The 21,598-nt window shown below is 49.2% G+C and carries 20 protein-coding genes and 2 pseudogenes; 17 read left to right on the top strand and 5 right to left on the bottom strand.

Annotated elements, in window-relative coordinates; all coding sequences use genetic code 11:
• Window position 1: 1 nt before the first annotated feature.
• Genes B5F25_RS04460 through B5F25_RS04425 form a run of 8 tightly spaced genes read left to right on the top strand, consistent with a single transcriptional unit; the run spans window position 2 to window position 5,876 of the window.
• Window positions 2-1,132, top strand: a complete 1,131-nt coding sequence (locus B5F25_RS04460) for a hypothetical protein (RefSeq protein WP_087247868.1) — start codon at window positions 2-4, stop codon at window positions 1,130-1,132.
• Window positions 1,133-1,154: 22 nt separating this feature from the next.
• The gene (locus tag B5F25_RS04455) at window positions 1,155-1,535 is read left to right on the top strand and encodes a hypothetical protein (RefSeq protein ID WP_087247866.1); all 381 of its coding nucleotides are present in this window, start codon (window positions 1,155-1,157) and stop codon (window positions 1,533-1,535) included.
• A 3-nt stretch (window positions 1,536-1,538) separates the two neighbouring features.
• Window positions 1,539-2,153 (top strand): conjugative transposon protein TraK, encoded by a 615-nt coding sequence (traK, locus tag B5F25_RS04450; protein ID WP_087247865.1) that lies wholly within the window; start codon window positions 1,539-1,541, stop codon window positions 2,151-2,153.
• A 53-nt stretch (window positions 2,154-2,206) separates the two neighbouring features.
• A complete protein-coding gene (locus tag B5F25_RS04445; RefSeq protein ID WP_087247863.1) occupies window positions 2,207-2,548 on the top strand; it encodes a hypothetical protein in 342 nt (113 codons plus the stop codon).
• Entirely contained in the window at window positions 2,526-3,770 is a 1,245-nt protein-coding gene (gene traM, locus B5F25_RS04440; RefSeq protein WP_087247861.1) for a conjugative transposon protein TraM, read from the top strand. The genes B5F25_RS04445 and traM overlap by 23 nt, the downstream gene beginning before the upstream one ends.
• A gap of 22 nt (window positions 3,771-3,792) precedes the next feature.
• Window positions 3,793-4,638, top strand: coding sequence for a conjugative transposon protein TraN (gene traN / locus B5F25_RS04435; protein ID WP_087247900.1), 846 nt, complete (start codon window positions 3,793-3,795; stop codon window positions 4,636-4,638).
• A 3-nt stretch (window positions 4,639-4,641) separates the two neighbouring features.
• On the top strand, window positions 4,642-5,184 hold the full coding sequence (locus B5F25_RS04430) for a hypothetical protein (protein ID WP_087247859.1): 543 nt from the start codon (window positions 4,642-4,644) through the stop codon (window positions 5,182-5,184).
• 17 nt (window positions 5,185-5,201) lie between these two features.
• Window positions 5,202-5,876 (top strand): DUF1566 domain-containing protein, encoded by a 675-nt coding sequence (locus B5F25_RS04425; protein WP_241148355.1) that lies wholly within the window; start codon window positions 5,202-5,204, stop codon window positions 5,874-5,876.
• A 61-nt stretch (window positions 5,877-5,937) separates the two neighbouring features.
• Here the strand turns inward: B5F25_RS04425 and B5F25_RS04420 are convergent, their stop codons facing one another.
• Both B5F25_RS04420 and B5F25_RS04415 read right to left on the bottom strand, forming a co-directional pair.
• Entirely contained in the window at window positions 5,938-6,930 is a 993-nt protein-coding gene (locus tag B5F25_RS04420; protein WP_087247857.1) for a nucleotidyl transferase AbiEii/AbiGii toxin family protein, read from the bottom strand.
• The gene (locus B5F25_RS04415) at window positions 6,927-7,646 is read right to left on the bottom strand and encodes a DUF6088 family protein (protein WP_087247856.1); all 720 of its coding nucleotides are present in this window, start codon (window positions 7,644-7,646) and stop codon (window positions 6,927-6,929) included. Before B5F25_RS04415 ends, B5F25_RS04420 begins: the two co-directional genes overlap by 4 nt.
• Before the next feature lie 209 nt (window positions 7,647-7,855).
• Between B5F25_RS04415 and B5F25_RS04410 the strand changes: the two genes are divergently transcribed.
• Both B5F25_RS04410 and B5F25_RS04405 read left to right on the top strand, forming a co-directional pair.
• Entirely contained in the window at window positions 7,856-10,042 is a 2,187-nt protein-coding gene (locus B5F25_RS04410; RefSeq protein ID WP_087247853.1) for a type IV secretory system conjugative DNA transfer family protein, read from the top strand.
• Window positions 10,039-10,395 (top strand): annotated as a pseudogene (locus B5F25_RS04405) (glycoside hydrolase); the annotation flags it as partial. The gene B5F25_RS04410 and the pseudogene B5F25_RS04405, both read left to right, overlap by 4 nt.
• A gap of 137 nt (window positions 10,396-10,532) precedes the next feature.
• On the opposite strand, the gene B5F25_RS04400 reads toward B5F25_RS04405, so the two are convergent.
• Genes B5F25_RS04400 through B5F25_RS04390 form a run of 3 tightly spaced genes read right to left on the bottom strand, consistent with a single transcriptional unit; the run spans window position 10,533 to window position 13,804 of the window.
• A complete protein-coding gene (locus B5F25_RS04400; RefSeq protein WP_071150174.1) occupies window positions 10,533-11,555 on the bottom strand; it encodes a tyrosine-type recombinase/integrase in 1,023 nt (340 codons plus the stop codon).
• A gap of 22 nt (window positions 11,556-11,577) precedes the next feature.
• Entirely contained in the window at window positions 11,578-12,567 is a 990-nt protein-coding gene (locus tag B5F25_RS04395) for a tyrosine-type recombinase/integrase (RefSeq protein WP_087247851.1), read from the bottom strand.
• Window positions 12,548-13,804, bottom strand: a complete 1,257-nt coding sequence (locus tag B5F25_RS04390) for a site-specific integrase (RefSeq protein WP_083381013.1) — start codon at window positions 13,802-13,804, stop codon at window positions 12,548-12,550. The genes B5F25_RS04395 and B5F25_RS04390 overlap by 20 nt, the downstream gene beginning before the upstream one ends.
• A gap of 232 nt (window positions 13,805-14,036) precedes the next feature.
• Here B5F25_RS04390 and B5F25_RS22375 point away from each other — a divergent pair.
• The 7 genes and pseudogenes from B5F25_RS22375 to B5F25_RS04355 form a co-directional block, all read left to right on the top strand.
• Window positions 14,037-14,225: pseudogene (locus B5F25_RS22375) on the top strand (glycoside hydrolase); the annotation flags it as partial.
• 120 nt (window positions 14,226-14,345) lie between these two features.
• Complete coding sequence (locus tag B5F25_RS04380; RefSeq protein WP_087247847.1) at window positions 14,346-15,560, top strand: site-specific integrase; 1,215 nt, start codon at window positions 14,346-14,348, stop codon at window positions 15,558-15,560.
• Between the two features lie 496 nt (window positions 15,561-16,056).
• On the top strand, window positions 16,057-17,565 hold the full coding sequence (locus B5F25_RS04375; protein WP_087247845.1) for a transcription termination/antitermination NusG family protein: 1,509 nt from the start codon (window positions 16,057-16,059) through the stop codon (window positions 17,563-17,565).
• Between the two features lie 75 nt (window positions 17,566-17,640).
• Window positions 17,641-18,762, top strand: a complete 1,122-nt coding sequence (locus B5F25_RS04370) for a hypothetical protein (protein WP_087247843.1) — start codon at window positions 17,641-17,643, stop codon at window positions 18,760-18,762.
• A gap of 34 nt (window positions 18,763-18,796) precedes the next feature.
• On the top strand, window positions 18,797-19,654 hold the full coding sequence (locus B5F25_RS04365) for a site-specific integrase (protein WP_087247841.1): 858 nt from the start codon (window positions 18,797-18,799) through the stop codon (window positions 19,652-19,654).
• A gap of 50 nt (window positions 19,655-19,704) precedes the next feature.
• The gene (locus B5F25_RS04360; RefSeq protein WP_087247839.1) at window positions 19,705-20,235 is read left to right on the top strand and encodes a hypothetical protein; all 531 of its coding nucleotides are present in this window, start codon (window positions 19,705-19,707) and stop codon (window positions 20,233-20,235) included.
• A 253-nt stretch (window positions 20,236-20,488) separates the two neighbouring features.
• The gene (locus B5F25_RS04355) at window positions 20,489-21,544 is read left to right on the top strand and encodes a hypothetical protein (RefSeq protein WP_087247837.1); all 1,056 of its coding nucleotides are present in this window, start codon (window positions 20,489-20,491) and stop codon (window positions 21,542-21,544) included.
• The last annotated feature ends 54 nt before the right edge of the window (window positions 21,545-21,598 follow it).

The raw sequence follows: 21,598 nt of genomic DNA, 5'->3' as shown, positions 1-21,598 counted from the left end.
CATGGGAGATAACATATTGTCAGACTTCGGCATCCATCTGCTTGAGGAAGAGATAGATGACGTGATATTCCAGACCAACGAGTTCTTGTGCGACGCCACATTTACAGGGTCGCAGGGGCCATTTTGGTGGATCCTACAGATGTGCATGGCACTCGCCGCCCTGTTCGCCATCATCATGGCGGCGGGAATGGCGTACAAGATGATGGTGAAGAAAGAGCCTATAGACGTGATGAAGCTGTTCAAGCCGCTGGCTGTGGCGGTCATCATGTCGTGGTGGTACCCTCCTGCCGACACGGGCATCACGAACAGCGGAAGCAGCTGGTGCGTGCTGGACTTCCTGTCCTACATCCCCAACGCCATCGGCTCGTACACGCACGACCTCTACCAGGCGGAAGCCATGCAGATAACGGACAAGTTCGAGGAGGTGCAGCAGCTCATCTATGTGCGTGACACCATGTATACCAGCCTGCAGGCACAGGCCGACATCGCCCGTTCGGGCACGATGGATCCTGCACTGGTGGAATCGACGATGGAACAGACCGGCGTGGACGAGGTGACGGAAATGGAGAAGGACGCCAGCCGGTTGTGGTTCACATCCCTGGTGAGCGGTGCCACCGTCTGCATTGATAAAATCGTGATGGTCATCGCCTTGATTGTGTACCGTATCGGCTGGTGGAGCACCATCTACTGCCAGCAGATACTGTTGGGAATGCTGACGATATTCGGGCCTATCCAATGGGCTTTCTCGCTGTTGCCCAAATGGGAAGGCGCCTGGGCGAAGTGGATCACCAGATACCTGACGGTGCATTTCTACGGAGCGATGCTATACTTCGTAGGTTTTTACGTGCTGCTCCTGTTCGACATCGTGCTGTGCATTCAGGTGGAGAACCTGACGGCGATAACGGCGAGCGAGCAGACGATGGCGGCCTACCTGCAGAACTCGTTCTTCTCGGCGGGCTACCTGATGGCGGCCAGCATCGTGGCACTGAAGTGCCTGAACCTTGTGCCCGACCTGGCGGCATGGATGATACCGGAGGGTGACACGGCGTTCAGTACGAGAAACTTCGGCGAGGGAGTGGCACAGCAGGTGAAGATGTCGGCGACCGGTGCCATGCACTCGATAATGAGATAAAGAACCTTATAAACACATTCAAATGAAGATAGAAAAGAAAATTGAAAAATGGTGCAAGGACGCCCGCTTTATGAGTTTCGCCAACCAACGGATGAGCCTTGAGTTCACCCGAAGGTTGGAAAGTGCCAGCCTTGACCCGGTCTTTGAAGAACTGGACGGAGCGTTTGAATACGATGACCGTTACATTGTTCCCCTGGTGGAATACCTGACCTGCCGCCTGCATATTGCCCAGCTCCGGAAAGACGAAGAGGGCATCTGGCAGGTCTGGTTCCATGTGGCCATGGAAGGGTATTACGTGCAGGCTTTCCAAGAAGAGTTCGCGTCCTTGCTGGCGGAACTGAAGACGGCCCTGATGCCGGTACTGCATAAAGAATACATCAGTAACCCGATTAATGAAAAATAGCCTATGGTCATAAAGAATCTGGAAAACAAGATCAAGCTGGTCGGCATCATCTGTGTGTCGGTCATCATCGGGTGCGTCATCATCAGCCTGTCGAGCATCTGGATGGCACGCGGCATGGTGGCCGACGCGCAAAAGAAAATCTATGTGCTGGACGGGAACGTACCGGTACTGGTGCAGCGCACCTCTATGGAGGAGACGCTGGAAGTGGAAGCCAAAGCTCATGTAGAAGCCTTCCACCACTACTTTTTCACCCTTGCCCCGGACGACAAATACATCCAGTACACCATGGAGAAAGCCATGTACCTGGTGGATGAGACGGGGCTTGCGCAGTATAACACGCTGAAGGAAAAGGGATTCTATAACAACATCATGGGTACGAGCGCGGTGTTCAGCATTTTCTGCGACAGCATCAAGTTCGACAAGGAAAAGATGGAGTTCACCTATTACGGCAGGCAGCGTATCGAACGGCGCACCTCTATCCTGATGCGTGAACTGGTCACCGCAGGGCAGCTGAAACGGGTGCCGAGGACGGAAAACAACCCGCACGGGCTGCTGATAGTGAACTGGCGCACCTTGCTGAACAAGGACATCGAGCAGAAGACGAAGAACAACTATTAAATGAAGAATGAAGAGTTAAGAATGAAGAATTTAAACACTGAAATAATCAAGCTATGGGATGGAAGAAACTGATTTTCGGGGAGAAGATGCCTGACAAGGATGACCCGAAGTATGCTAAAAGGTACAGGAAGGAAGTGGAAGCCGGACGGAAGGCAGCCCGGTTCCTGCGTCTGGACAAGGCGGCCGGATGTGCGCAACGTTTTGCCTGTTCGCATCCGAAATGGTTCCTCGGCATCGTGTTCGGCATTGTGCTGGGATGCCTTGCGCTGAATGTGTGCCGGGTGGTATCGGTATGCCATACTCCGGACAGCCAAAACCGTGAAACCGCCACGGAACGGCAGGAAATACTTTTGAAACAAAAAAGACCTACACATGATGATAACGGACAGGATTAATTTCAGACAACCGAAGTACGTGCTTCCTGCCATCCTTTACCCGTTGCTGCTGGTGACCGGGTATCTGGTGATGGACATCTTCGATACGGAAACGGCGAAAGCCCCCTCCAAGCTGCAGACCACCGAGTTCCTGAACCCGGAGCTGCCCGAGGCACAGATGCGCGATGACGGCATCGGGGGCAAATACGAGAGCATGGTGAAATCCTACGGACGGATACAGGATTATTCCGCCGTGGAAAACATAGAACGCAATGACAATGGCACAGACAAGGAAGAATATGAATCGAAATACACAGAAGAAGACCTCGCCCTGCTCGATTCGGAAGCAGCCGAACGGTCGGAAGAACTGGAACGGCTGCGTGAGATGCAGGAACGCCTGCGCAAAAGCGCCGAAAAAGGCGAAGCGGTGCTGGCGGATTCCGGCGATATCCAACCGCTGAGTGAGGAGGAACGCATCGCCCGGAGCGAAAAACGGCGCAAGGAAGCGTTGGCCGAACTGGACAAGGCATTGGCAGAAGCCAGGGCGCAGGGGCAAAAGGGTCTACAAGATGCGGACAGTACGGGAACGGACAGCCTTGCTCCCGCCGGAAATGTCTCCATAGGCGGCAAGGTGGAAATCAACGAAAACGCCGTGAATGAACCGGCTGAGAATGCCGGAGCGGAACAGGTGGTGAAAAAGGTGAAGACCTCCTCTGACTACTTCAATACCCTGGCAGAGAACGAGCCGGAGCCACGCCTGATAAAGGCCATCATCGACGAGGACATCAAGGCGGTGGAAGCATCGCGGGTGCGCCTGCGGCTGCTGGACGACATCGAGATAGACGGGAAGGTGGTGGAGAAAGGGGCTTACCTGTACGCCGTCATGAGCGGTTTCGGCAGCCAGCGGGTGAAGGGCAGCATCAAGAGCCTGCTGGTGGAAGACGAGCTGATAAAGGTGAACCTTTCCCTTTATGACACGGACGGACTGGAGGGGCTGTACGTACCAAGCAGTTCGTTCCGTGAAACCACGCAGGACGTGGCGTCGAACGCCCTCGGCAGCACGATGAGCATCAACAGCGGCTCTACAGGGAACGCCTTCACCCAATGGGGAATGCAGGCCATACAGAACGCTTACCAACGCACAAGCAACGCCCTTGCGAAAGTCGTGCGCAAAAACAAGGCGAAGCTGAAATACGGCACGTTCGTTTATCTTGTGAACGGCAGGGAAAAGAATAACAATTAAAATGAAAGCAATCCGAATGAACATGATACTGATAAAAAAAGGAATCCTGATAATGTCCGTCCTGCTGACAGGTACGGCGGTCCGTGCGCAACGGACCTATAACGAAATGGAGCAACTGACGGTGAACGAGCAGGTGACCACCGTCATCACCGCCACCGAACCCATCCGTTTCGTGGACATCTCCACGGACAGGATAGCGGGCGACCAGCCCATCAACAACACCATCCGCCTGAAGCCCAAGGACGCGGGACACGGGGACGGCGAAGTGCTGGCCATTGTCACCATCGTGACAGAACGCTACCGCACGCAATACGCACTGATTTACACCACCCGGATGCAGGAGGCCGTGACGGACAAGGAAATTCAGCAGGTGGAAATGACGGCATACCACAACCCGGCCGTGTCACTCTCCACCGAGGACATGTACCGCTTCGCCCGGCAGGTATGGCTGTCGCCCGCCCGCTACCGAAACGTGAGCCGCAGGCAGCACAGGATGACCATGCGCCTGAACAACATCTATGCCGTGGGTGATTACTTCTTCATTGACTTCTCCATTGAAAACCGGACGGACATCCGTTTCGACATCGACGAGATCCGTGTCAAACTGGCGGACAAGAAAGTGTCGAAAGCCACCAACGCGCAGGTTATCGAACTGAAGCCTGAAATGGAACTGGAACGGAGGCGGTCTTTCCTGCACGGCTACCGCAACGTGCTGGTCGTGAAGAAAATGACTTTCCCGAACGACAAGGTGCTGACCATAGAAGTGAGCGAGAGGCAGATTTCAGGACGTACCATTGCACTGAACATAGACTACGAGGACGTGCTTTGTGCGGACAGTTTCAATGACGTGTTATTGATGGAGGAGTAAAAAATGAAGAATGATGAACAGAGAATGAAGAATTTTATTGTGCGAAGGACATTGATACTGTCTGTGCTTTTGCTGACGGTGTCAGCTTCCATCTTTGCCGATGACCGGCACGGCAGGATACAAATCGGAGCAGGACTGTTGTATGAAAGGGGCATGGATTTGACCATCGGCTACGAGTATGAAACGAACTACCACCATTCTTGGGAGTTTTTCGGGAATGTTTATCTGAAATGGGATGAATGCACGGACTGTAAGCACGTGTGTCCGAAGTCTTTCTGGAGCAACTATAACACCTGGGGCGTGGGAGCTGCCTACAAGCCCTGCGTGTTCCGCAGCAGGAACCAACACGGCAACCTGCGCCTGGGTGCGTCGTTCGGCTCGGACAGTGACAGGGTGCTTGGCGGCATCCATGCGGGATATGAACACAGCTATGCGCTCCGCAAGGGCTGGGAGCTGTTCTGGCAGGCCAAGTGCGACCTGATGATAAAAGGTGAAGACCTGTTCAGGACAGGAATCGTTATCGGAGTGAAAATACCAACTAAATAAAGAATGGGGAATCAGGCATGAAAGGAAATATAAACAAGACTGGAAAAGCGTGGGCGGCAGCCGTACTTGCATTGGCTGTTGCCCTGACGGGGTGCGACGGGCATCACGAGTCGTCGGACACGTCGATGCAGGCCGGGCACATCCTCTGTATCGGAGGAGAGACCATGAGTTATGAGGAATATACGGCTTCCGGCAAGGAGGCTATCGGCGTGGTGTTCTATGTGAACCATGGTGAGGACATGACGGGAACTGGATATGCGGTGTACCTGCACGACCTTGCCCCGGAAGCCTTTGCGGACAGCCTGGGCGTGTCGCAAGGCACATCGGCAGACCCGTCGGCATACGACGGCAATGAAAACACCTTCGCGCTGTATGACACGCAAGACGTGTCCTCGCCAATGGCCATGCAGGTGTTTGACCTTTGGCGGTACGGCCAGAGCGCATACGTCCCTTCGGTGGCACAGATGCGTCTGCTGTATGCGGCCAAGGAACTGGTCAATCCCTACATCGAGGCTTGCGGAGGTGACCCTTTGCCCGATGACACGGACGACTGCTGGTACTGGACAAGCACCGAAGTGGAGGGACAGGAAACAGCCAAGGCGTGGCTCTACTCGACCGGCAGCGGCGCCATGCAGGAAACACCGAAGACACAGGCTCACAAGGTGCGGCCCGTCATCACGCTAAACGAGTAACGAATAAGAATATAAAAGCAAGAAGTGTTCTTTGACATTGTCGGACGAAAAGACGATACCATCAGCCATCCGCATGGATTGAACGGACAACCTCCATCAACTCGCGGATGCTCATCTCTATTTCGGAAGCGTCAGGGATTGGCCTGTATGCCAGATTCCGCAATTCGTTCCGGTAAACATCCTTGAGCCGGTTCCAGACATCCGGCAAATCCACCATCAGCGGTGATTGCCCGATATTCTGTCCCAGCCAGCCTTCCGGCTTGTCGAAGCTCTGCCTGTCATGGTCGAACAGCGACTTGAAGTCATCGGAGAAGGCCGTGCTGTAGAGATAATCGCGGCACTCACTGTCATGGAGCAAGTGGTGCAAGTCGTAGAAATGGCGGATTTTCGCCGCCAGTTGCGGCATATACAAGTCGGCCAGCGAACAGCGGAGCAGCGACACCAATTTCTCGGTGAGGGTGCGGCGTTTGTCTAGCACATTGACCTCGAAAGGAAGCAGCCCGTACTCCTCGGCCAACCGCCCGTTGCCTGACGCCTGCAGGAAATCCGCCAGGAAACACGTCAGCGTTCGCCTTTCAAACGGATAAGGATTTGCGAAGCTGTTTATCTCCACCAAAAGCTGTCCGGCCTTGATGGCTCCGGCTTGGGAAACGTCAACCGCCTTTGGATAAACATAAAAAGCCTTGTGGTAGTGCGACCCCTTGCTGGTCTGTCCGGGGATGACCAGTTTCTCCAATCCGGCGGTCATGTTCTTCGCCGTGCGGCGGATAAGGTTCTTCAACTGGTTGCCGCTCAGCGTCCATGCATCGGATATGGCCACGTCGATGTCTTCGGAGAAACGCGCCCCGATGCCGTATGCCTTGGTCAGGCTGGTGCCTCCCTTGAAAACGGCCCGGTTGTCCTTGTCACCCTCCGCCATCAACGACAGCGAGCGGCAAATCCAATAGTCTTTTTCAATAAAGACGCTCTTGATTCCCAAGCCGCCCTCGTCTTTCGGGCGGGCCGCAGCTTCAATGGCATCGGCAAAAAGCTGTCTGTCCTCATGCAGTTTCATACGATGTTCCACGCTGATTTGGTGGGTAAGGCCTGTGCTGAAACAGGGAGTTTGTATGTAGTGACCCCGTTGAGGGTGCCACGGAGACCGAAGGATTCCGACCCGATGTCCTCGAATACCGCACCCAGCAAGGCACGGACGTAAGGCGTATAGGCTTTGGCAAGTGACGCAAGCCTCTCGCGTTCTGCGGCGGACAGCGCGGCGACCAGACGGCACACCCCGCGCACGCAATCGTCCGGGGAAACCGCCGGAATGTCGCGAAGCAGCCTGAGCGCGTCGAGGATGCGCAACAGGGGGATGTTCTCCTCCGATATTTCATTGGGCTGCACGAGGAACGAGACGGAATACTCCCCCCTCTTCAACGGACGGCGGTATTTGTTCACGCCGATGGTGATGGCGGACGTTATCTGCGTGGTCAGCCCCATCTGCGCGAACGCGGCGGTGCCGGTGATGTAACCCACAGGCTTACCGTTCCGCTCAAGCAAGTCCTTGACCACTTCCATGACGGAAGGCTTCAGGACGCCGAACACGGTCTGCCGGGGCTTGTAGTATCTGCCCTTGGCCACCTTGCGGATTCCACCGCCGGCCACCATGCGGCTCAAAGCCTTGACCAATGCCGGCTGGTATTCCGCCGGAATGGGAAAGTCACTGATGGAAAAGACCCTGCCTTGCGGCATGGTTTCCAATGTCTCCTTTATCTGTCTGGTGATAACCATGATGCAAACTTCTTGTTTCCGAGGGCAAAGATACAGAAAAAAGTCTTGTTTTTTACGTCATAAACATGACTTTTTTTGTTTTGGAACAGATAAAATCGTTTTTTTCGTCCGGCATGGGACAAAGGCAAGCTCTAAGCTTGGAGGCCATTAGGCCGCACGTGGGATATAAAAACAGTGACATTAACATTTAGAACCAAAGAATAAAGGATATGGAAGAAAGCAAGGAACTGCAAGGAGCTTACAAGATATTCCGGACGGTGGTGTACGTGTCCGTCCTGCTGGAGTTTTTCATGTATGCCATTGACCCGGCCGTGCTGGACCAGTGGAACGGCATTGTCTGCGACGTGCATGACCGCATGAAAGCGTGGCTCATCTACCACGACGGGAATCTTATATATAGTAAGGTGGCGACCGTGCTGCTGATTTGCATCACCTGTGTGGGCACGCGCAACAAGAAGCACCTGGAGTTCGATGCCCGCAGGCAGGTTCTCTACCCGTTGGTGTGCGGCATCGGCTTCCTCGTGCTGTCTGTCTGGCTGTACAACCGTCCGATGGATGTACGTGTCTATTCCCTGCGCTTGAACATCATACTCTATATGGCGGCATCCGTACTGGGTACGGTCCTCGTGCATGTGGCGCTGGACAACATCTCCAAATACCTGAAGGAAGGCCTGCTGAAAGACCGGTTCAACCTGGAGAACGAGAGTTTCGAGCAATGCACGGAACTGGTGGAGAACAAGTATTCGGTCAACGTGCCCATGCGCTTTTATTACAAGGGCAAGTTCCGCAAGGGCTGGGTGAACATCGTCAATCCTTTCAGGGGAACGTGGGTGGTAGGTACGCCGGGCAGCGGCAAGACCTTCTCCATCATCGAACCGTTCATCCGCCAGCACTCCGCAAAAGGCTTTGCCTTAGTAGTTTACGATTACAAGTTTCCCACTTTGGCCACTAAACTATACTACCATTACAAGAAGAACCAGAAGCTGGGGAAACTGCCCGAAGGCTGCAAGTTCAACATCATCAACTTCGTGAACGTGGAGTACAGCCGGAGGGTGAACCCGATACAGGCGAAGTACATCCCAAACCTTGCGGCAGCCTCGGAAACGGCGGAAACCCTGCTGGAATCCCTGCAGAAGGGCAAGAAAGAGGGAGGCGGCGGCAGCGACCAGTTCTTCCAGACCTCGGCGGTGAACTTCCTTGCCGCCTGCATCTACTTCTTTGTTAACTATGAACGGGAACCATACGACAAGGACGGAAACAGGCTGTATGCGGAAAAGGTACAGGACAAGGAGACCAAGTTCTGGAAGCCCACGGGCGTGGTGCGTGACCGTAAGGGCGGTAACATCGTGGAACCCGCCTACTGGCTGGGCAAGTATTCGGACATGCCGCACATCCTGTCGTTCCTGAACGAGAGCTACCAGACCATCTTCGAGGTCTTGCAGACGGACAATGAGGTGGCGCCGCTGCTCGGCCCGTTCCAGACGGCCTTCCAGAACAAGGCGATGGAGCAGCTGGAAGGAATGATCGGCACGCTGCGTGTCTATACATCCCGACTTGCCACCAAGGAATCGTACTGGATATTCCATAAGGACGGTGACGATTTCGACCTGAAGGTGAGCGACCCGAAAAATCCCAGCTACCTGCTGATAGCCAACGACCCGGAAATGGAGAGCATCATCGGGGCATTGAATGCCCTGATACTGAACCGCCTTGTGACCCGCGTGAACACCGGTCAGGGCAAGAACATTCCCGTAAGCATTATTGTCGATGAGTTGCCCACGCTGTACTTCCACAAGATAGACCGCCTGATTGGTACGGCACGAAGCAACAAGGTGAGCGTGGCATTGGGCTTCCAGGAACTGCCGCAGTTGGAGGCCGACTACGGGAAAGTCGGTATGCAGAAAATCATCACCACGGTGGGCAACGTGGTGTCCGGCTCAGCACGTGCCAAGGAAACCTTGGAATGGCTGAGCAATGACATCTTCGGCAAAGTGGTGCAGCTGAAGAAAGGCGTGACCATCGACAGGGATAAGACCAGCATTAACCTGAACGAGAACATGGACAATCTTGTGCCCGCCTCGAAAATCTCGGACTTGCCTACTGGATGGATTTGCGGGCAGGTGGCCCGTGACTTCGTTAAGACGAAAACAGGCCGTGGCGACAGCATGAACATACAGGAGGCTGCGGAGTTCAAGACTTCCAAGTTCTTCTGCAAGACCGACTTCGACATGGAGGAAATCAGGAAAGAGGAAGCCGGTTATGTGCCGCTGCCCAAGTTTTACACGTTCAAGTCGAAGGAAGAGCGGGAACGCATCCTTTACCGGAACTTTGTAAGAGTGGGCCAGGATGTGAAAGAGATGATAAAGGACGTAGTGAACAGGAAAGGAGCCAGATGACAACAACGAAATATGTATTGTTCCTGCTGGCTTTGTTTTCAATATGTACGGCCGGTGTCAGTGCGCAAAAACCGGCGACGGACAAGGTCAGAGAACTTGGAATATACAACTTGCCTCCGTTCGAGCGTGCCATACTCTGCACCAAATTCTACGAGGGCTGGCATGGAGAGAAAAGACACCTGCCCTACATAGGATACGGGCACAAACTGTTGCCCGGAGAACGGCTGACCCATAAGATAAGCCGCTCACAGGGCGACAGCCTGCTCCGTGCTGACATGCGGAAGCTGTGCCGGATGTTCCGCCGTTTTGGTCGTGATTCGGTTCTTCTTGCCAGCCTTGCCTACCAGGTCGGTTATGTAAGCAATTTTATTATGTAAAAAGCATCTGTTAGTTATCTGATTATTAACTTTGTAGTTATTGAATTGTTTACATTATATTTAATAGAGTGAAGAGAATTTTAAACTAATACTCTTCACTCTATTCTATTCCTCTATTTATATTTTACTTGTAAAGCTTTTAGGAATTCCATTAAATCTCCGTCTTTTTGCCATGTAGTTTTGCTTTCTTGAATAATACCAGAAGTCAGTTTCTTCAATGCCTGTTCTTTTATTTTTTCACTTGCCCTGGCATATATTTCCGTTGTTGTTGTAGAAGTATGTCCAAGAAAGTCACGAATATAAACGAGATTTATACCTGCTTCCAGCATATGCATAGCTTTTGAATGTCGAAAAGTATGACAAGATATATTATTGGGTATCAACTCTGAATATTGTTTCCTTGCATTTTCTGCATGTCTTTTCACAATATCTAATACAGCCATTCTTGTCAACCTTTCTCCTTTGGGATTAGGGAATAATGGATGACATCTATATTGTGCTGCAAAAAGATTGTTTTCGTCCATATACAACCTTAAATTTTTCACTTGGTTGGTAGAGAGAGGAACTACTCTGATTTTATTACCTTTCCCATGTAATTTTACAGTCGTAGTTTCTCCTAATCTTATATTTTCCGGGGTGAGGTTTATGATTTCTTGAACCCTGGCACCGCTGTCGTATAATAGCCCCATAAGAACAAAGTCTCTACGCCCTTTGCGAGTTGATAAATCCGGTTGTTCAAGCAATACCCTTACTCCTTCCGTAGTCAGATAAGACATTTCCTTAAAAGGTGTCTTTTTCTGTTTGATACTCAATATAGCTTGCCAATAAGCCATACCCTTAACCTCACGATATTGAAGAAATTTAAAAAATGACCGTAAGGCGCATAAACGGTTGTTCCTTGTTGATATTGAACATTTTCTTGTATCTTCCAGCCAATGTAAAAATCCCAAAACTCTTTCTTTTGTAAATTCTTTAAGGCATAGTTTTTCCGGAGCTATTAGTTCAATTTTATACATGTATTGTATAAAAAGCATAAATGTTACACTATATTGTTTTACCGTTTGATAGGAACAACCACATTCCATTGTGAGATAACGGTTTAAATAATCTGTGAGATATTTTCCAAAATCTGTCATAATTCCAAGTCTTAACGCATAACTAATCAATCATTTCATTCATATTAGGGAAAATATGATTATGAGCCATATCCACCTGTTCTACAATTTCAGGAAACATAGCCTCTACTATTCTGACATACTTATTTGTGGCTTTAATGGATTGATGTCCCATATATGTCATTAGTATTAGCATCACATTATGTATATCCTTCCCTGATTTGCATAATTGCACAAATGAATTTACACAGAATGTATGTCGGAGATCGTGTAGACGAGGACCTTTTCTATTTTCGTTTCGCATAATACCAGCACGTTCTAATATATGATTGAAATGATTTGAAACAGTCCTTGGTGAGATGGAAGTATCATTACATTTTACAAAGAAATAGCTTTCTGGATTAATACTAAGCCCAAATTTCTGTTTTTGGGCTACATAATCATGGCACATTAGTACCAAGGAAGGAGAAAGAGGCACATACCTGTCTTTCCCATTTTTACATTCTCTAAGCAATAAGCATTCATTTTTGAAATCGATATCACTGTGTTTCAATTTTAGAGCTTCACCTACACGGATTCCTGTCCCATATAGTAAACGGATTAGGCATGGCATGGAAAATCGGGCTGAATTGACTAAGTGATAATAGGAGTTAATCCTATCACATTCCTTGAAAATCTTCTCTATTTCATCAGATGTATAAATATAGGGGGTAAAATTTGATTGATGTTTTGGTAATATTGGAATATATGAATTATATCCAATTATTTGCAGGAAAGAAGAGAATCCTCGAAGAATGACGATCCTATAATAGCGGTTTTCTTCGGACTCTCCAGAAAATTTACAGCACCAGGCATCTGCCAAGTCTTTGGAAATACCAAGGGCTTTCTCGTTTCTGTCATTAGCAAACTTGTCAAATCGCTTCAACATAAATTCCATTACGGTTGTTTTACAACCTATGTTTTGTTTATATTCTACATATTGGGTAATTAACCCTGAGAATACGCTGCATAATTTACCAGTTCTCTTTCTCATATATATCTAAATAAAAAAATTCAGGAATTTGAGGAACTTCAAGTGCACATTGTCTTAGATGCTTTAAATCAACTTTCACATAATTTAAAGTGGTTGATAAATTAGAATGTCCAAGTATTTCAGATATAACGCTTGGAGTTTCACCATTCTCAAACAAGTTAATAGCAAGACTATGACGTAAAGAATGAGGACCGTGTTTACGTGTTGAGATATCTATTTGGGCAGAAAGCATCCATTCAGAAACAATTCCTGGTAATGCCTGGGGGGAAATTCTTTGGTATGGAGCCATGTGTTCCAAAAAGACATATGGACTGTCAATTTCTGGTCGTCCAAATTTGATATAATCAATAATGGCACTTCCAATTTCTTCTGATAATGGAAATGAAACAGGTTTTCCTGTTTTTGTCTGGACAAGGGACAAACGATTGAGTTCCCATTCAAAGTTGGCGTATGTAACTCCTACTATATCTGAAGCGCGGAGCCCATAACGTGCTGCAAGTAAAATCATTGCATAGTCACGTTTGCCTTTCGGAGAAGACCTGTCTATTGTGACCAATAATTTCTCTATTTCCTCCTTACTATAATACGATGGCAATTGAGGGTTTCTTGGACGATGGAGACATAATATTTTATCCCAACGAAAAAAATTACAATCTCCTAATAAGTTACGTTCACATGAGTATCTAATAAAAGCCCTTACAGAAGATACAACATGAGGCCAAGGACGTTTCTGTCGCTTCAAATCACGTAAGAATAATAAGCAACTGGGAATGTCAAAGTCTTTAACGAGCTTGTTGTTCTCTTTTAGAAAATTAAACAAATCTCTCAAATACAAGTGATATTTACTTACTGTTAGAGGACTTTTAATTCTCCTTTCATGACAAATAAATTCATTGAATTGTATGCCTAAATCTCCTTTGAATTCAAACATGGGACTTCGCGGTGTTGGTTTTCCAATGATAATTCCTGTATGCAGAACTTCATTCATTATTCTTATATGTCTAACCATGTTCTTCTCAAAATCAGACAGTTGGGCGTATGCAACACCTTTATGGCGAGTTTTCAAAAAATCTTCCCCTACACGAGCAGAATAGATTTCAATTCTATTTTCCAGCATATAACATTCCAGTTTATTATAACTACTCTTAAATGCACAAATAGTTAAAGGTGCATAATGTCTTTCACGCAGTTGCTGGACAACTTGTTTCCTTAAATCATAAAAATTACTTTCTTCCATAAAAACATTATTTATTGTTTGATATTAATTGAAGCTCCATCTATTTGATTTGATGGAGCTTCAATATATCTCTTATTAGGAAATAATGCTATGATTTTACCTAATAAGTTAGGAATATTATGTAAAAAGTAATCCTGTGAAAAATGAATATACTATTTGTTAATCAATGATTTATATTTTCTTTATTTACATAATAAAATTGCTTACATAACCGACATTATGTAAAAGTTTACATAATGTGGGCCCGTACAGGTTGTTGGGAAGCCGAAAGTATCCCAAAAGCAGGCTGATACGCAAGCTGGAGCGTGGCGACAGGAACATATATAAAGAATATGTGTCTTTCCGAAAATGGAAAGGCAGGGGTATCCCAAGCATAGAAAGGCGCAGACGGGTTGAGTTCGCCCTGTTATTTGAGCCATGACAAGGACGAAAAGAAGAGGGAACGACTGAGGCCCCGGCGGACAATGCGGCACGGAATGACGGAGGTTTTCGATGGTTACCGTGTATTTTCAGTTTAATAACAAACTAAAAAACAGATATCATGGCATCATTCAAACTTAAATTCCGCCCTTCAACTACCAACAAGGAAGGCACTCTTTATTTCCAAGTGATTCACCGGCGCAACACGAGGACGGTTTACACCGATTATCACATCCGTCCGGACGAGTGGAATGAGAAGACCTCGTCCGTACGCATCACGGGAACGCCGGAGCGGCAGGCTGAACTGCGGATGGTTGTCTCCAAGGTACGGTGGGACTGCATACAGATTACCTCACTGATTACGGAAAAGGAACTGGCAATGGTGGAATACACTGCGGACGACATCGTGTCGGCATTCAAACTTCTGCCACCCTGTCAGACCTGGTTCAGCTTCATCCATGGCATGGTGGCGAAAAAGCTCCGTGTCGGCAGGCTGGGAACCGCCAAGACCTACCGCGACGCCCTGGCGAGCTTTTCCCGATTCCGAGACGGGGAGGACGTGACCATTGACGCCTTGGATGCGGAGACCATGAACCTGTACGAGGCTTGGCTGAAAGGACGGGGCTTGAAGCGCAACTCTTCGTCGTGCTACCTGCGTACCTTACGCACCCTCTACCGCAAGGCCGTCGAAGCCGGGCTGACGACCGACAGGAACATTTTCCGTCACGTGTTCACCGGCTTCGCCAAGACCGCCAAACGTGCCATTCCGTTAGGTTCGCTGCGTGCCATCAGGCAACTGCGGTTGCCCGGGGACTCCGCCATTGCCTTTGCGCGGGACATGTTCATGCTGAGCGTCTACCTGCAGGGCATCTCGTTCGTTGACCTGGCTTACCTAAAGAAAGACGACATCCGAAACGGACAGCTGCACTACAGCCGCAAGAAGACCGGACAGGAGCTGACCGTCGGCTGGGAACCGGCCATGCAGGACATAGTGGACAGCTACGCCCATCTGACGAAAGACAGCCCTTACCTTTTGCCTATCATCACAAAAACGGACGGCACGGAACGGCGGCAGTACGAACGGATGGAGCATAAGGTGAACTACTACCTCAAGAAAATCGGCACGATGGTCGGATTGCAGGCGCCCCTGACGACCTATACGGGGAGGCATACCTGGGCCAGCACCATGCGCGACATGGGCACCAGCCTGTCCGTCATCAGCAAAGGTCTGGGTCACGAAAGCCTGAAAACCACACAAATCTATCTTTCCTCCATCGACATGGAGGGCGTGGTGAAAGCCAACAGGAAAATGATAGGAAAAATTTTGCGTGAATAAGAACCGGAAATGTTCGACTAAATCCGTTGCTGTATAATATGAAACGGCGGATTTTTGTAACTGACTGATTATCAGGGCGTGTTTTTGTATGGAATTCTATTTTAGTCGAACAAAGGCTGCATTTGTTCGACTAAAATTCTGAATCTTTAAAAATTTCTGTCGATAAATGGCTCAGTATTAAATCTTTTTATTATATTTGCAACGTGTCCGCCGTTTCATATTATACAGCAATAGTAAAGCGGCGGGTATAGAAGAGACTTAATTGATTGAAAATTAAACACTTGTGATATGGAAGCAAAAATGTTAAAGCGCATCGCGCTTTGTTCTTCTCGTCACATAACAACGGTGGATCATTGCTGCTGAGGTTCGTCCAGAATACCGCCGTTATACCTGAAATAAGGTGCTTCGGAACTATCATGCGATTGACATGAGAGGAACGTGAAGAACGCACTTTTCAGAACAGATTGACAAAGTATCTCTAATTCCTTATATAATTATGCCCGACAAACTTAATCATGTGGATTACCGTTGGTATGTGGTGCGCACCAAGCGTCATCAGGAGAGCAGGCTGGTGGAGCTTTTGGAAAAGCAAAAGGCTCAGACCAAGAACATCCTTGAGATCTATGCGCCGACCCACACTACGGTGAATGTGCATCAGGACAGAGACGATAAGCAGAAGCCGCTGTTTGCGGGCATCGTGTTCGTACTCGCCACGCAGAAAGCGCTGATGAGTTTCATGAAAGAGCACTCCCAGGATGCGGACATGCAGTACGAACGCAAAAAGGAAAAAGGGGAAAGGACACGGATGTGCGTCATTCCTGAATCCCAGATGCGTGCTTTCCGTGACTACAACGAGAACTATGCCGACAAGGTGATTGTGCTGGAACGTCCTTACTCGGACTATGCCTTCAACACGAAAACGGGCGAACCGAACGAGATAGTACGTGTCGTTGACGGTCCGCTTGCCGGCTGTGAGGGTTATATCTGCCGTTTCCGCCACGGAAAACGGCTGGTGTTTCAGGTACAGGGCTTTGAACCGGGCAGTTGGCTCACGGTTTCCTGTCCCAAGGCATGGGACCTGCACGTAGTCCGCCTGCACAACATGGAGGGCGACCGACTCTCCGTCGGAACGGAGAAAGGGCGTGCCGTGGATCTGCTCGTCGGTTTCCTCCAGGCTTGCGGATACGAAGAGCGCACGCTTACCATGCTTTACAGTATCATCGACCGTCTTGTCGTCAAGCCGTCGCTGGTATCGCTCTGCAAGGATCTTCATGCGCAAGGCGATACCGCTTTGAGCCAACGTCTGGCACGGATGACCGGCAAGGAGGCGGAACTCGTCATTAACCTCGTGCGTTACGAACATGACAATCCGGGGTACGTGAAAGCCAACTGGAGCAAGCTGACGTTGCGCCCGTTCCTCACCCCGACGGCGGGCGTTGAAATGGATGAAGTCAAGACAGAAACGGAACTCCTTCACAAAGATTTCACGGAAATCATCCGCAAGGTGAACATAAAGGAGGAAGCCTACCTGCCCAGCAGGCAAAAGGACGAGACAATCACCACTACCTATTATGCCCACATCGGCATGATAGAGGATAAAGACAAGGAAGAATATACTTACTTCGCCAACTGGGACAATTTCCTCATGGAATACTTCCTGACTGCAGGCAAAGCCAATGAGAAGCTGGTTGCGGGAACAGTGGAGACCGTTGCTGACGGCACGGCAAATGCGGAAAGGGAAAAGCTCATCGAGTCTTTCCGCAACTATGCTCCAACCTTATATATGGTGTTGACGGATGCGGATTCAGCCGTAAAAGCCGTGCAGGATTTTAAGATTGGCGAAGAGACACTGAACGTCTTTGCCATCCGGTCTACTGCACAGGAAAAAGACGCGGCAAAAGACAGGTTGATACAGACTTGTGTCCGCATCTGCAAGGAAATCAACACCACCAACCACCTTGCCGTATGGCGCAGGTACCTGCGGACGGTGTGGCTACACGAGTAAAATTTAAGTGTTAAGTATCAGTGGTTAGTGATTAACACCTAAACACTGATCACCAACACCTAATCCCTAAATATCGTGTACACGATAGACCAATTCACATCCCGTTGGAAGCAGCTTCATCACCCCACCATGAACGTGGACGGTGACGTAGCTTTATACTATCAGTTATACGGCAGGCTGTACCGTATTGTCGGACAGGAAGCGAGGTGTTTCGACAGCCATAAGATCCTTCCTTTCCTGCTCTATATAGAAAATACCGTTGCAGTCGGGCTTGACGGTGTTTACGAATACAGGTACCGCTGTATAGGGAATGTAGAGAGCCGATGGTGCAATGAATTTGATATGGGTGTCCATGCGGATTCCGAAGTCCACAACCTTGTGGGGAGGGCTGTGGCAGATACCAGGTACAGTGCCCTCAGGCAATGGATAGTGGAAAGCGTCCTGTCAGATGATTTCTCCCGTCTTTGTGAAATGCTGGCATGGTTTGTACGCGAGGACAAAATCCAGCGGTCAGTATTTCCTGACTTGCGTTACCGCAAAACGATGTTCATGCAGCTCGCAAGGAACAGGGAGGCAGCCAAAAAGATGTTATGGGCAGACCTTGCCTTTAACTGGCGTGACAAGTGTGGCTGTTCCATGTCGGACACCATTGCCGGGCAATTCCGGCTTTCGTCTCCTTCCATTGGGAAAGAGGAACGTGTTCTGTTGAAAGAGGCGGCACAAATTCTCGACACAATCCGTTCCGAACGGCTGGACACTTATACGGTCATCGGGCAAAAGGATGAGCGCACGTTCACCTTGCGCCACAGGGATGGGCGTGAGTACCAAGATGTGATTTCCCAAGAGTCCGTTCCACAGGACATACAAGGCTGTCATCTTGCCGCGCAAATCGTAACTTACAATAACAGAACATACATAAGCGGGCCGGCAGTCCAACTTGATAAGGAGGAGGTCCTGCCGGTGTGGAACAGTGAAATCGTATGGAACGACATCCTGAGGAAAGAGCAGGATGCGGCAAGACAAACTTTCTTCACCACTGTGTTCGGCAAGCGACTCAGCCTTTATGAAGACCTTTACACCATTCCGGAAGACCCGGAGGAAGCCTGGTATGCTGACATGGGCATCCATTTCGACGAGCCGAACATCTTTGATTTCTTTGGAGGCCGGCCGAACGGCGAGGTGATTTATATAAGATAGACAAGTAACAGACAGATAAAAATCATAGTAGAAAGTGAGTAACAATCAGAAGAATGTACAGACGATAGCCATTCCCCTCTCCGGTCAAAAGAGGACAGGAGAAGGTTTCGGCTTCATCGCCTACGCCAACTCCCGTGTTGAGAAACTGAGGGACGAGGGACGGTATGACGCGGCAATAAAACTGAAAAAGTATCTCAGAAAGTTCATCAACTATTTAGGCAAGAATGAAGTGCCCTTCAAGGACTTCGACGCCCTGCTGATGCGCAACTACCACACATGGCTGAAAAATCAGGAACTGGGGCGCAACACCATTTCCCTCTATATACGGAATTTGAAACGGGTATATAAACTTGCCGTAAACGACGGTCTTGCCGCCGACGTCAACCCTTTCGAGGGCATGGACGTGAGCTACCGTGTCAAAAAATACAGGTACGGTCTGACACTCGATGAAGTAAAACGATTGCGTGACCTTGACCTGAGCGGTGAGCCGCAGAGCGTTGTCTTCGCCCGCGACATCTTCCTGTTCACGGTCTATACCAAAGGCATGAGGAGCGATGACATTTTCCGCCTGACAAGCAAGAATATCAAGGACGGACGGCTCACCTACCGCCAGCACGTCACCGGCAAGGAAATTTCCCTTCCCTGGGAGCCGGCTTTGCAGGAGATCGCCGACCGATACAAGCGGAAAGGCACGACCCTCCTCTTCCCCGTCGTCACGGCAAAAACTCCGCACGAGCAATGGAGGCAGTATGACGGTATCCTGCATCGCATCAATTACAATCTAAAGAAGCTGGGCGAAAAGATAGGTCTCAATTATCCGCTGAACCTGACAGTCGCAAGGCATTCGTGGGAGAGCATGACCAAGAGCGTAAGCATAAGCGACATCCTGTGATGTTAATGGGTTGACAAGGAAACAAGTTGACAAGATTTAAAGGATATAGCATGGGAAAAGACATACAAAAAGAGATGCGCAAGCAGATGTTCGACAAAATGGAAGCCGATTTGCAGAAAAGCTGCAAGCCGGAAGAACGGATGTTCGCCTTGCATCCTGACGAGGACCATATCATCGTTTCTCACGCCCTGTTCCTGATGATGAGCAAGCCGTTGGCAGGCAAGCTGCCGGGTCTGAAAGGTCTTTTCCTGCTGCGCAAGTTTGAAGAAGAGATGCTGACGGCATACCTGACTGAATCAGACGAGTTTCCCGAACTGCTGCGTTATTGCAATCTCCTGTACGATATGTTGCCTTACGAACTGGCAGCGGCGGCACGCAATGCAGCCATTGCCTCCAAAGTCAGGAAACTGCAGGTAATCGGAATGGTTGCTGCAGGATACGGCGGCGACATGGAGGACGACACGGTGGATGACATCCTTGATGACATGGACTTTGACCGCAACAACAAGGTGTGCATCCACGTGATTGAACTGATGATGCCACAACTGAACCAGCTGGTGGAACGGGAGAAGATATATTAGAAAGTATGATATGATGATGGCAGCTTTCACGACTCAGCCGTTTTAGCAACGTTTACCGGTGAAAACCGTGTCGGCTGCCGTCATTTCAAGGTGTTCAATACATGGCCACTTGCCAAAAGAGACAGACGAAAAGTCTTATTGGATAAATGCCCATGTAATCAATAATAAAAGGAAATGTATTCTTGGATATACAACAGGCTATCCTTTGAGAAACCAAGGCTTAAGTTTTAGACACATTCAAAACATCATTACTATGGCAATGAATTTAAACGACGGCACGCCGATGCAGACGCATATCACAGGCGGCGAGGAAAACGACCCGAACATAACCGAAGGACAAAAGAAATTCATATTCAGTTCTACCGGCAATATCATGGTGGCAACAACCGAAGAGACATCAGACAACCTGGACTGCAATGTACGTGACGTGTTCAACGAAGTGTCCGTGTTCTTCGCGGCCATGACAAAGGCAATATCCACGACCAAGCGTCCAAACAGCGACGATAACTATACGTTCTATGACTATGCCGCCTTGGAGAAAGTCATCGACGGCAGCGGATGCTTCATCCACTGTACGCAGGAAGACATCGACTACAAGTCAACGTCTTTCGGCGTTGAGTTCAGCCGTGAGCTTATCACCTCCCTCCTGGGGCTTCCCGTGGCCGGCGGCACGCTGTCATTCGCGCAGGCCATGATTTCATCCATTGGGCAGGAAGCGTTGAAACTGTCTTCGGATAAGGACACCAGCGACAGCCGTGTCGGCAATATCGTCTTCGTGTGCGAATACCTGTTCGGAATGCCTATCATATCTGCCACGGTCGTGTACATTGACAGCAAGTCCGAATCAAAGACCATCAATGCCGGTCCCTGCGTGAAGACATCCAGCACATCTGTAGAGATGAATCTTCACAAGGATGTCTATATGTTTGTGACACCCTCGTTCATCAACAAATACGCCAGCGACCTGGATAGCATTATTGACTCAAAAGAATACAACAAGTTTGTCGTATATCTCAAGTCGCTTCTTACTAATGATATAATTTTCGATGGCATATATACATCGGCTGACGACAAAAAGTTGGAAGACAATAAATTGACCGTTGGGACTGAATACTACATCAATGGCAGTAATTTCGGGAACACGCCAGGAACCCTGTACATAGGTAGCACGAACTTAAATTGTGATCCATGGGAAAACAACAAGATAACGTTTACCCCACAGGACACCTGTGATGAACAGCCCTTAGTGATTACCACATCCGACAAGAATACCTTAAGCATCGGCGATTATACCATATTAGCCAAATAATGACAAGAAAGCAGGAAATGAAACGAAATAACGCAAGATGATAATACTCGGTTA

The sequence above is a fragment of the Bacteroides sp. An19 genome (assembly GCF_002160215.1).
GTDB classification, from domain to species: Bacteria; Bacteroidota; Bacteroidia; order Bacteroidales; family Bacteroidaceae; genus Phocaeicola; species Phocaeicola intestinalis.
Note: the sequence above shows the minus strand (reverse complement) of the source record. Positions and strands in the feature narration are given on the sequence as shown.